Origin of the sequence: Actinoplanes sp. TBRC 11911 (genome assembly GCF_012933445.1) — a bacterium.
Lineage (GTDB): Bacteria > Actinomycetota > Actinomycetes > Mycobacteriales > Micromonosporaceae > Actinoplanes.
Map to the genome: position 1 here is coordinate 43,005 of NZ_JABBNC010000020.1, position 11,298 is coordinate 54,302.

General features: G+C 70.6%; 11 protein-coding genes. 5 read left to right on the forward strand and 6 right to left on the reverse strand.

Annotation, left to right across the window (positions count from 1 at the left end):
• Nucleotides 1–27 precede the first annotated feature (27 nt).
• Complete coding sequence (locus HH310_RS25025) at nt 28–1,212, forward strand: SUKH-3 domain-containing protein (protein ID WP_169178084.1); 1,185 nt, start codon at nt 28–30, stop codon at nt 1,210–1,212.
• Nucleotides 1,213–1,440: 228 nt separating this feature from the next.
• On the opposite strand, the gene HH310_RS25030 is transcribed toward HH310_RS25025, so the two are convergent.
• From HH310_RS25030 to HH310_RS25040, 3 genes are read right to left on the reverse strand one after another with little or no spacing between them, the layout of a single operon-like run.
• Nucleotides 1,441–1,821, reverse strand: a complete 381-nt coding sequence (locus HH310_RS25030; protein ID WP_396027540.1) for a zf-TFIIB domain-containing protein — start codon at nt 1,819–1,821, stop codon at nt 1,441–1,443.
• Nucleotide 1,822: 1 nt separating this feature from the next.
• Complete coding sequence (locus HH310_RS25035; protein WP_169178085.1) at nt 1,823–3,100, reverse strand: glycosyltransferase 87 family protein; 1,278 nt, start codon at nt 3,098–3,100, stop codon at nt 1,823–1,825.
• Entirely contained in the window at nt 3,097–5,622 is a 2,526-nt protein-coding gene (locus tag HH310_RS25040; RefSeq protein WP_248294389.1) for a bifunctional diguanylate cyclase/phosphodiesterase, read from the reverse strand. Before HH310_RS25040 ends, HH310_RS25035 begins: the two co-directional genes overlap by 4 nt.
• A 530-nt stretch (nt 5,623–6,152) precedes the next feature.
• On the opposite strand from HH310_RS25040, the gene moaC reads away from it, so the two are divergent.
• Genes moaC through HH310_RS25060 form a run of 4 tightly spaced genes read left to right on the forward strand, consistent with a single transcriptional unit; the run spans nt 6,153 to nt 8,799 of the window.
• On the forward strand, nt 6,153–6,644 hold the full coding sequence (gene moaC / locus HH310_RS25045; RefSeq protein WP_169178087.1) for a cyclic pyranopterin monophosphate synthase MoaC: 492 nt from the start codon (nt 6,153–6,155) through the stop codon (nt 6,642–6,644).
• Between the two features lie 14 nt (nt 6,645–6,658).
• The gene (locus tag HH310_RS25050; RefSeq protein WP_169178183.1) at nt 6,659–7,153 is read left to right on the forward strand and encodes a molybdenum cofactor biosynthesis protein B; all 495 of its coding nucleotides are present in this window, start codon (nt 6,659–6,661) and stop codon (nt 7,151–7,153) included.
• 9 nt (nt 7,154–7,162) lie between these two features.
• Nucleotides 7,163–8,377 carry a molybdopterin molybdotransferase MoeA gene (locus HH310_RS25055; RefSeq protein WP_169178088.1) on the forward strand — a complete coding sequence of 405 codons (1,215 nt, stop codon included), beginning with the start codon at nt 7,163–7,165 and terminating at the stop codon, nt 8,375–8,377.
• Entirely contained in the window at nt 8,374–8,799 is a 426-nt protein-coding gene (locus tag HH310_RS25060; protein ID WP_169178089.1) for a molybdenum cofactor biosynthesis protein MoaE, read from the forward strand. The genes HH310_RS25055 and HH310_RS25060 overlap by 4 nt, the downstream gene beginning before the upstream one ends.
• Here HH310_RS25060 and HH310_RS25065 read toward each other — a convergent pair.
• From HH310_RS25065 to HH310_RS25075, 3 genes are all read right to left on the reverse strand, one after another.
• Nucleotides 8,786–9,280 carry a DoxX family membrane protein gene (locus HH310_RS25065; protein ID WP_169178090.1) on the reverse strand — a complete coding sequence of 165 codons (495 nt, stop codon included), beginning with the start codon at nt 9,278–9,280 and terminating at the stop codon, nt 8,786–8,788. The genes HH310_RS25060 and HH310_RS25065 overlap by 14 nt on opposite strands.
• 28 nt (nt 9,281–9,308) lie before the next feature.
• On the reverse strand, nt 9,309–10,514 hold the full coding sequence (locus HH310_RS25070) for an ATP-binding protein (protein WP_169178091.1): 1,206 nt from the start codon (nt 10,512–10,514) through the stop codon (nt 9,309–9,311).
• Between the two features lie 96 nt (nt 10,515–10,610).
• On the reverse strand, nt 10,611–11,210 hold the full coding sequence (locus HH310_RS25075; protein WP_169178092.1) for a hypothetical protein: 600 nt from the start codon (nt 11,208–11,210) through the stop codon (nt 10,611–10,613).
• Between the last annotated feature and the right edge of the window lie 88 nt (nt 11,211–11,298).

The following is an 11,298-nucleotide window of genomic DNA, read 5'->3' on the forward strand; positions in this document are numbered from 1 at the left end:
TCATGGAGTACACGGAAAGGATTTATCGTGATCACTCGAGCGGTCGCCGAGGAAATCGCCGCACGATGGGCGCGCAGCGAGTCCGAGCAGCGTGGGTACGGGTGCGAGCCCGTCCTCGCCGAGTTCGAGCTCGGCTACGTGTTCTGGACGCGCGTGCGCACGGAGCCCGGTGACGGTGCCCGTACGGTCATCGATCGGGAGACGGGTGCGGTCTCCACCTGGCCGGCGCTGCCGCCCGAGGACATCGCCGCGCTCTACCGGGATCGCCGGCCGCGTCCGCCGGGCACGGTGGATCCGTCGGTCGCGCTGGTGCGGTTGACGCGCCGGCGGCCGAGCCCGACGACGGTGGCGCATCTGAGCGTGGGCGCGCGGACATTCCGGGCGCAGGGCGCCAAGGGCGATCAGGAGATCAACCACCATCCGCTGGTGGCGGCCTATCTGGCGACGGTCCCGCCGGACGCGCGGGTCCGCGGTGTCGAGCGGCACGCCGAGCTGATCGCGCTCTCCGACGCGCTGCACGAGGCGGGCCGGCGGATCACTGTGGACGACGCACGGTCCCTGCTGATCGAGGCCGATTTTCAGGCTTTCCTCGTACGCGAAAGCGGCGATCCGGTCGGCGGCCAGCAGGTTCGTCCGTGTGAGACGTGCATCGGCGCGCTCGTCGACTTCGCGCTGCTCCCCTGGTCCGACCTGGCCTACACGACGGAGTGGCGGCACGGCTCGGACCGCATCCCCGAGCCGGGCCGGTTCCCGCACGAGGTGGCCCGCACACTGGCCGGCGGCGGCTGGATGGACGTGGGTCCGTACGACGTCCTCGGCGCGGCGGCGATCGACGGGGCGGTCACGGCGAGCGGCAACCGGCTGACGCCGTTCCCCGCGGCACGCCGGGCGGTGGCCGACTTCCCGGGCGTACGCTGCGGGCGCCGCGGCCCAGGCGCACGCCGGGCGATCCGCCTGCTCACGTTGGACCCGGTCCCGGGGGCGTACCAGGCGGCGGTGCTGAACGAGTTCGCCGAGGTGATCGGCGAGCGCGTCTTCCCGATCGGCATCGAAGGCACCGACGCGCTCGTGGTCATCGACGAGCGCGAGCGCGTGTTCGTGCTCGACCAGGCGGGCGAGTGGTACGTGGGCCCGACGCTCGACGAGGCGCTCGTGGGCCTGCTCACCGGCGACGGCCCGGCCCACCGCCTGCACGATGACGGCACGTGGTGAGCGACCGCCAAACGGCATCGCGCGTGGTGCAAGCGTTGAAACAGCGACCCGCGTGGTGAGCGAGGCACTGCGAACGAGGGCGGCGCTTGGTGAGGGCACCGCAAACGACGACGGCGCCTGGTGAGGGCACCGCGGACGACGACGGCGCCTGGTGAGGGCACCGCGGACGACGACGGCGCCTGGTGAAAGCGCCCGGCGAACCGCCGGGCGCTTTCCGGTCGGGACCGGTCAGTCGAACAGGTCGTGCAGGAAGCCCTTGCGCTTCCGGTAGTGGCCGTGGTGGCCGCCCCGGTAGTGGCCGTGGTAGCCGCCGTGCGCGGCCGGCGGATAGCCGTGCGGAACGGGCTGGCCGTAACCGGGGGCCGGAGCCGCGTAACCACCGCCGTGCGGCGGGGGAGGCGGCGGAGCGTACCCACCGGGGGCCGGCGGAGCCTGGGCAGGACGGGGCGGGGCCTGGCGAGTGTTCCAGTTCGACTCGGCGTCGAAGAGCTTCTCGAGCTCGCCGCGGTCCAGGAAGATCCCGCGGCACTCGGTGCACTGATCGATCGTGACGCCGCTGCGCTCGTACACTCGCATCTCGCCGTGACACTTCGGACAGGTCATCTGCATCTCACTGACGGTACAAGGCCCTGTCATCTCCGGGGGCATTTGAAACTGTGTGGTTGCTGTGTAGCGGCTTTGCGGCCGGGGCCAGTGCGGCGGCCCAGACCAGGAACGCGATCGGGTACAGCAGGTAGCCGAACCGGGTGGTGGGCAGCAGCAGGATCGCGGCGAGCAGACCCAGGCCGGAGACCACGGCGGCCGCGGCGGCTGTTCTCGGGGGGCGGCGAATGATGCGTACGGCGATGAGGACCGCGACCGCAACCAGGAGGCCGAGCGCGATGATCCGGCCGCCCGGCAGATTCTGGGCGATCAGGTAACCCGGGAACGGCGACTCGGCCGGGCTCTTGACCAGGCCGTGGCCGGTCGGGAAGCGGACCACGTTCTCGGTGAAGGCGCCGGCGGCGACCAGGAACGGCGGGATCAGCACCACGATCGGCAGCCCGATCGCGAACGGCAGCAACGACCGACCGCGGCGAACCGCGAGCGCCAGCACCACCAGGACCGCGACCACCGGGAACGCGAACGGCTTGCACGCCGCGGCGGCACCCACCGCGACCCCCGCCCAGCCGTAGCGACCGGTCGCCACCAGCGCGAACGCGAGCAGGCACAGGGCGAGCACCGGGATGTCGTCGCCGCCGGTGGCCAGGGTGAGCGCACAGATCGGCAGCACGGTTGCCGCCTGGATTGCCCGGATCGTCCCAGGCTGCGTCGGGCCCAGCAATCGGACCGCCAAGGCCAGCGCGGCCACGGTGACCACGGCGAACCACACCCGCGCGTCGGTCCACCAGAAATCCCCGAAGACCGCTCGCGGCAGCCCGAAGACCGCCATGCCCGGCTGGTACGGGCTGTACGCCATCAGCCGCTCGTCCGCCGGAAGCGCGGCGATCGCGTCGCGGCCCAGGTAGGGCGTGCCGTGATGCAGGAGGCGCTCGCCCATCCGCTCGACGACCAGGACCTCCTCCTGCGCGCGGTCGGTGCGTCCGGCGGCGCGCTGCACCGCCTCGACGATCAGCGGAACGATCGCGGCGCCGGCCCAGACGAACCAGGCCAGGGCGGCACGCGCCGGGTTGCGGCGGTAGACGAAAAACTGGATCAAGGCCACGACAAAGCCGACGAGGTACGCCCAGACGGCGATCCAACCCCAGGCCCGGTGCGGTAACAGTGTCGACGTCAGCGCCGTTACCAGCGCGAACGCGGCCGAAACCGCGTACAGGGAAAGATCGACGACGAAGCCGCCGCCGGCCCGGTCGATGCGCGTCAGCAGTCGGCCGGTCCGGGTGGTCACGCAGGCAAGTGTGGCAGAGAGGACTTGCCGGAGCCGGACGACCTGCGACGCGGCATCCGCACCACGGCCCCGGCGTCGTGCAGCGCGGCGGCCAGCACGCCCGGCCGGCCACCGAAACCGCGCTGCAGCGTGCCCAGCAGCCGCGTCGACGGCATCGCCCGCGCGAAGAGGTGACCTTGACCGGCCACGCAGCCCATCTCGAACAGGGCGTGCCGCTGCGGTTCACTCTCCACGCCCTCGGCGATCACCGTGAGGTGCAGGCTGCGCGCGAGATCGACGGTGGACCGGATCACCGCCGCGGCCTCGGAGGACGTCTCCATCGAGCCGACGAACTCGCGGTCGATCTTGAGTTCGTGCACCGGGATGTGCGAGAGGACCGACAGCGGCGAGACGCCGGTGCCGAAGTCGTCCAGCGCCAGCCGGATGCCCGCCTCGCTCAGCTCGTTCAGCGCCCGGCCCACCACGTCGAGCTGGCTGATCGTGAGCGTCTCGGCCAGCTCAAGCACGACCTTCTCCGGCGGCACCCGGTGGTGACCGATGCGGGCCAGCACCATCTCCGGGAACCGTGGATCGAGCAGGCTGCGCGGCGACACGTTCACCGCGATCGGCAGATCGAAGCCGGCCTCGCGCCACCCGTCGGCGGCGGCCAGCGCCTGGTCGAGCACCGCGTCGGCGAACGCGGGCAGCTGTCCGGACCGCTCCACCGTCTCCAGGAACTGCATCGGCGTGAGGTAGCCGTGCTCGGGGTGGTGCCAGCGGGCCAGCGCCTCCACCGAGATCACCTCGCCGGTGCCCAGGTCGACGATCGGCTGGAAGTCGACCACGAACTCGTGCTCGGTCACCGCGCGCTGCAGTTCGCCGCCGAGGACGAGACGCTCGACGTCGGCCGTGTCCTGCGCGTGGGCGTACGAGGCGGTCTGCTGTCCGGCGCGCTTGGCCTGGTACATCGCGATGTCGGCGCGTCGCATCAGCTCGTTGATGCCGCCGGTGCCGGCCGCCAGGGCGATGCCGCCGGCCGCCTCGACGGTGATCTGCATGCCCTCGACCTCGAGGCTGCCCTCCAGCGCGCCCAGCATCTGCTCGGCCCGGTGCGTGGCCAGGGCCGGGGTGCGCAGATTAACTAGCAGGACGGCGAACTCGTCGCCGCCGAGCCGGGCCACCAGATCGCCGGGAGCCGCCGCCGCGCCGAGCCGCCGGGCCACCGCGCGCAGCACCTCGTCGCCGGCCGCGTGGCCGAGAGTGTCGTTGACCTCCTTGAAGTGGTTGAGGTCGATCAGCAGCAACGCGACCAGGCCGTCCCGGCTGCCGCCCTGGAAGTAGACCTCGGCGCGTTCGTACAGTTCGCGGCGGTTGGCCAGGCCGGTCAGCGGGTCATGGGCGGCGTCGAACGCGTTCTGCTCGTTCAGCCGCTGCAGTTCCGCGTACGCCGACGCGTTGCGGATCGCCGTGCACAGCGCGGACGCGTACGTCTTGAGCTTGTACTGGTCGAATTCGCTGAGCCGGGTCTTGCCGCGCAGGGTCAGCACCAGGACACCCGCGCGGTAGCTGCGGTCGCGGGTCTCCAACTCGGCCGTGATCGTGCCGGCAAACCTTCGAGGGCCGGGCCCGTCATAACTCACACCACGAGCACCCGCGCGCACGACGCGATCGAAACCGTCCGCGCTGAGATCGATCTCCACCTCGTCGGCGGAGAAGATCTGGGCCGCCTGCACCGCGGCCACGTGCAGCACCTGTTCCAGGTCGACCGAGCTCAGCTCGTCGGTCGTGTCGGCGAGCTGCCGCCAGGAGTTGCGTTCCTCGCGGGTGCGCAGCCGGCGCGAGTGCCACAGGTGAAGGCAGGTGACCACCAGCGGGACGAAGGCGAGAAGCGCGAGGTCGCCACCGTGGACCAGCACCTCGACCACGTAGATCACGGTGATCAGCCGGGCCGCGCTGGTGACGAGGCGCCCGCTCAGGTCATGCCGGACGAGCCGGAAGATGTTCGATCCGGAGGCGAGGGCGATCACCGGATAGAAGACGAGGTAGTCGCCGAACCAGAAGGCGACGAAAGCGAGCACCACCGCGAGCATGCTGACCTGCGGGTCGACCAGGCTCGGCTGGCTTCCCGCGAGGCTGAGGACGGCGCCGGCGGCGCTGACGATCAGTACTTCCTTGGCGACCGAGAACATCGCCTTCTGCAGCGTCGTGGTCTTGCGCCCCATGACCTTCACGGTGGCGACGGCACCCGCGACACAAAGGACAACCCACGGCGTGGGCAGCAACACCAAGCCGACCAAGCTGGGGATTTCGCCCCAGGTCTCACCGGTTTCGCCAGATCGCATCCGGACGTAGATCCGGAACCTATAGGCGATGACCGTGACTATGTAGAGCAGCGCGAGGGCCAGCGGATGCGGCGCCGGCAGGTGCGCGGCCGACCACGCGCTCAGGATCGCCGAGGTCAACGCCAGAACGACGACGAGACCGATGAGCAGCCCTAGCCGCCGATCGGTCGCGTCGTCGTTGGAGCGTTGAAATAGTCGCAACGGAGTCATCCTGTCACTGAGCGCAACGGAAGGCTACCCGGGCTCAAGCGTAAGTAAAGAACGTGACTCCGCGCACCGGGTCGTCAGTGCCAGTCGAGCGAGCGCATCTTTCTTCTCCTCACCCCATGAGAAGCCGATTCAAGATCGGTTCCTCTGTTTTGCACTCTCGTTGTCGCGACGGGGAGAACCTTATGCGAACAACAATATCGTTGGGGCTGGTTTGTGTCGGTATGCGCAGAACGCGATAATAGCTCGGCTCGCGATTACAATGCGTCCGGGAATAGAAACACTGAGCTACTTGAATAGTCGTTATGGCCGCACTGTCCACATAGCAGAGAGTGGTGTTCGGCTAACGCTCCGGATAGTTAATCTCGACGACCCGTTCCACGCGCTGTCGCGGGACCGGCCAGGGTCGTTGAGCAGGACATAGATCGCCACTTTTATATCCGAACAAGTCGCAGACGAATTGTGGCCCTAGTTGCGCCGTAAAGCGAACTGAAACCTCGCCGAACGTTCTATAAACTCCCGGTATGCCCGAGGAATCCCTGCTTTCTCACGTCGACGAGTCGGGCGCTGCCCGCATGGTTGACGTTTCGGCCAAGCCGGTCAACCCGCGCCTAGCGGTCGCTTCCGGGCGCGTGATCACGACTCCCGAAGTGATTGGTCTTCTCCGAGGCGAGGGTGTGCCCAAGGGCGACGCGCTGGCGGTCGCGCGCCTCGCCGGGATCATGGGGGCCAAGCGCACCCCCGACCTGATACCGCTTTGTCATCCGATCGGCCTCCATGGCGTGATCGTCGATCTGGATGTGACCGACACCACCATCGAGATCACCGCCACCACGAAGACGGCCGACCGCACCGGCGTCGAGATGGAGGCGTTGACCGCCGTCGCCACCGCCGGCCTCGCCATGATCGATATGATCAAGGCGGTGGATCCGGCCGCGAGCATCGAGGCGGTCCGGGTCCTGCGCAAGGAGGGCGGCAAGACCGGCTTGTGGGTCCGCCCCGAGGACCGGCCGTGACCAAGCATGCCGACATCATCACGGCCCGGGTGATCGTCGCCAGCAATCGCGCTGCCGCCGGTGTCTACGCCGACACCAGCGGCCCCCGCCTGGTCGCCGGCCTGCGCGAACTCGGCTGCGCGGTGGAGGAGACCCCGGTCGTCGTCCCGGACGGCGACCCGGTCGCCGAGGCCCTGCGACGCGCCGTCGCCGACCGCATCGACGTCGTCCTGACCAGCGGCGGCACCGGAGTCACCCCGACCGACCGCACCCCCGAGGCCACCCGTGGCCTGCTCGACTTCGAGATCCCGGGCATCGCCGAGGCGATCCGTGCGCACAGCCGGGACCGGGTGCCCGCCGCGGCTCTGTCGCGGGGGCTGGCCGGTGTCGCCGGTCACACCCTGATTGTCAATCTGCCCGGCTCGACCGGTGGCGCCAAGGACGGGCTGGCCGTGCTGGGCCCGCTGCTGCGGCACACCATCGACCAGATTCGTGGCGGCGATCATGGCAGCAACCATCCGGCTGGCTAGTCTCTAGTGGTGAGCGCTGTTATCTGGGCGGAGGCCCGCGACCTCGCCTACGCGGCGGGGCTGGCCGCTCCGGCCCCGGCCGAGCTGGTCGGGCTGCCGGACGCCGACGGCCGCACCCTGGCCGAGCCGCTGCGCGCGCTCACCGACCTGCCCGCCTTCCCCACCTCGAGCATCGACGGCTGGGCGGTGCGCGGTCCCGGCCCGTGGCGCCCGGTCGGCCGGGTGCTGGCCGGCGGCGTGTCCGCCCCGCTCGACGAGGACGGCACCTGCGTCGAGATCGCCACCGGCGCCATGGTCCCGTCCGGCGCCGACGCTGTCGTCCGCATCGAGGACTCAACCCGCGACGCGGCCGGCCTGGTTCTCGGCAAACCTCGCAACGGCGACGTGCCGGACATGCGCCGGCCCGGCGAGGAGGCGCACAAGGACGAGGAGCTGCTGCCGGCCGGCACGGCGATCGACCCGGCGGTCATCGGCGTCGCCGCCACCTGCGGATACGAGGCGCTGACCGTACGCCGTACACCGCGGGCCGGCCTGCTGGTCTTCGGCGACGAGCTCCTCACCTCGGGCACCCCCGGCGACGGCCGCGTCCGTGACTCGCTGGGCCCGCAGGTGCCGGGCTGGCTGCGGCGCTACGGCGCGGCGACCGGGCCGGTGGTCGGCCCGGTGCGGGACACGCTCGACGCCCATCTGGCCGCCCTGCGCGGTGCGCTGGCCGGCAACGACCTGGTCTGCACGACCGGCGGCACGATGCACGGCCCGGTGGATCATCTGCACCCGGCGCTGACCGAGCTCGGCGCCGAATACATCGTCAACACCGTCGCGGTGCGTCCCGGCTTCCCGATGCTGCTGGCCCGCGTGCCCGGCCCGGACGGCCGCCCTCGTTTCCTCGCCGGCCTGCCCGGCAACCCGCAGTCCGCCGTGATCGCGCTCATCACGCTGGTCGCTCCGCTGCTGGCCGGACTCCAGGGCCGGCCCGCGCCGACGCTGAGCACGGTGCGCGCGGCCGCCCCGGTGCGCGGCCGCGGTAACGACACGCACCTCGCGCTCGCCCGGCTCGGCCACGATGGACGGTCGGCCACGCTGGTCGGTCACGTCGGGTCGGCGATGCTGCGCGGCCTCTCCAACGCGCACGGCTTTGTCGTGGTTCGTCCCGGTCAGCAGGTCGCGGCCGGCGACGACGTCGAGTTTCTGTCCCTACCGCTCGTTCCAGGGGAGCGTCCATGAACGGAGTCGTCACCGTCGCCGAGGTGCAGGACACCCCGCTCGACCTGGCCGCGCACGAGAAGTCGGTGAACGACGTCCGGGCCGGTGCGGTGGTCAGCTTCCAAGGCGTGGTCCGCGATCACGACGGCGGCCGCGGCGTGACGCTGCTCGAGTACGAGGGCCACCCGACCGCCGCGAAGATCCTGCGCGAGGTCGCCGAGGAGATCGCTAACGACCCGGACATCTATGCCGTCGCCGTCTCGCATCGCATCGGCACCCTGGAGATCGGCGACGTCGCGCTGGTCGCGTCGGTCAGCTCGGCACACCGGGCGGCGGCGTTCGCGGCGTGCGCACGCCTGGTCGACGAGGTCAAGGCCCGGCTGCCGATCTGGAAGCGCCAGGTCTTCAGCGACGGCACCGACGAGTGGGTCAACCTGCCTTAGGGAGCCGGCGAGAAGCCTCGCGCTTGGCGGTCCGCACGGCCCGCTTGACCGTACGCTGCGAGCGATCCACCGCGTGGCTGGTGCGGTACCCCACGCCCGGGCGTCCCTCGGTGTCCACGGCCGCGAGCAGCAGCCCACCCAGCAGGCCCACGTTTTTCAGGTAGTCGCCGCCGTCGTTCTTCGGGTTCCGGACCAGCGTCGACGGCACCAGACCCGCCGCCAGCACGGCCGCGGCCGGACGGGTGACCCGGCCGGTGGCGAGCGCTGCACCGGCCAGCACGTCGGCGGCCGCCTTGATCCGCACCAGCGTCTTCGGGTCGGTCGGGATGCGCGGGTCGAGCCGCTCCAGCAGTGGAGTCAGCCGGTCGGTCACCGGACGCGCGGTCTCGACCTTGGCATCCGGGCGGATCAAGTCGCGGACCCCGTTGACCACGAAAATCGAGGCGAGCATGGCGCGGGCGGCGGAGCGTACGGGTTTCATGAAATTTGTTATACCCGCAGTACGGGCTTCATACCGGCTGGGTACGCAGGTAGCGGCCGAAATGCGGCACGGTGAACGCGACGGTGCCGCGTTCCCCCGAGTAGATCAGACCCTTTTTGATCAGCGCGTCGCGCGCCGGGGACAGGCTGGCCGGCTTGCGGCCCAGGGCGGTGGCGATCTCCGCGGTCGGCACCGCGGCGTCCATGTCGTTGTCCGGTTCGCCGGAGAGCGTGGCCATGGCCCGCATGTACTCCCGCTCGGCCGGAGTGGCCCGCTCGAACCGTGAGCCGAAGAAGCCCACCGCGAGCTCGGCCTCCGCCTCCGGCGCGGCCACCCGCACGTCCGCGTCGGTCACCGGCGACTGCGGCGCGTGATCCCAGGTCGCCTTCCCGTACGCCTGCACGAAGTACGGATACCCACCGGACTTCTCGTACAGCAGGTCGAGCGCCTTGGCCTCGTACTCCACGTCCTCGCGATCCGCCGGAGCGCACAGCGCGAGGTCGGCCGCCACCCGGTCGAGACGATCGATGCGCTGGTATCGGAAGAGCCGTTCCGAGTAGGACTTCGCCGCGGACAGCACGGCCGGCAGATGCGGCAGCCCGGCCCCGACCACGATCAGCGGCGCGCCCAGCTGGGACAGCTCGTGGCAGGCCGCGCACAGGGCCGACACGTCGTCCGGCCCGAGGTCCTGCATCTCGTCGATGAACAGGGCGATCCCGGTGCCGACGTCGGTGGCGAGTGAGGCCGCGTCGGTGAACAGCTCGACCAGATCGATCTCGATGTCGCCGGAGTCGGCACGGCCGCGCGCCGCCGGCACGTCGATCCCGGGCGCCCACTGATCGCGCAGCTTGGCATTACTGTCGTTGGCCCGCAACGCGAACGCCTTGAGCACGGCCAGCACCTCGTCGACCCGGTCCGGGTTGCGGTGGTGCGGCGCCAGCTCGCGGATCGCCATGTGCAGGGCCGCCGACACCGGGCGCCGCAGCGATTGGTCAGGCCGCGCCTCGATCTTGCCGGTGCCCCAGAGCCGGCCGATCGCCGCGGACCGCAGCGTATTGAGCAGGACGGTCTTGCCGACCCCGCGGAGTCCGGTCAGGACCAGGCTGCGCTCGGGTCGGCCACGCGCGACCCGTTCCAGCACGACGTCGAAGGCGTCCAGCTCGCGGCCGCGCCCGGCCAGCTCGGGTGGGCGCTGACCGGCGCCGGGAGCGTAGGGATTCCGGACCGGGTCCACGGCTTGCACAGTATCGGGCCGTCTAGCGAAAAGGCTAGAGTCTTGAGTCGACCTCACTCTACCGGTGTCTAGCTCTGATCCTAGAAAGCGCTAGAGCTACTTATGCTCCTGCAGGCACAGCACGAAGTCGAGGTCGTCCAGCGAGCTGTCGTAGAAGTACCACTTCGTGTAGCCCGGGACCTTGGCGCACTTGCCCTCCGCGTCCTTCTCCCCGGTGGTCTTGCCCTCGATGCGTTTGAGCACCTCGTACGTCCCCGACGTGCAGACCGTCTTACGCATCTCCGGGTCATCGTCGCTGCCCTCGTTGACCACACAGTCGCCCTGCTTGGCGCTGAACCGCGCGTCCTCGCTGCCCACCGGCGCGGCACCCGGCCCGGCGGTGGCCGAGTTCGTCGGCGCGGCGACCGCGGACGGCTGATCCCGCCGATCGTTCAGCAGCCATAACGCGGCGCCCAGCCCGGCCACCGCCAGCACGCTCAACGTGACGACCAGCGCCACCATCGGAGTGTTCCGCCGGGGCGTCTCGGGCGGCGGCGTCGCCCACGTCTGGTGGTACGGCAGCGGTTGCTGCGGGATCGGAGCCCACGGCTCCGGCGCGGCGTCGCCCCACGGGTCGGAGGGCTCCGAATAGTCCTCCTGCCCGCCGGACGACCAGGGTGGGCCGGGCGGGCCGGAAAATGGGCCGTTATGCGGCATCGGGACCCTCCGGAAGCGGATGTTCGCTGCCTGCCACCGTAGCGTGCGAGGACGACCGCACCATGCACGGAATCGCCGCAGGTGTCGG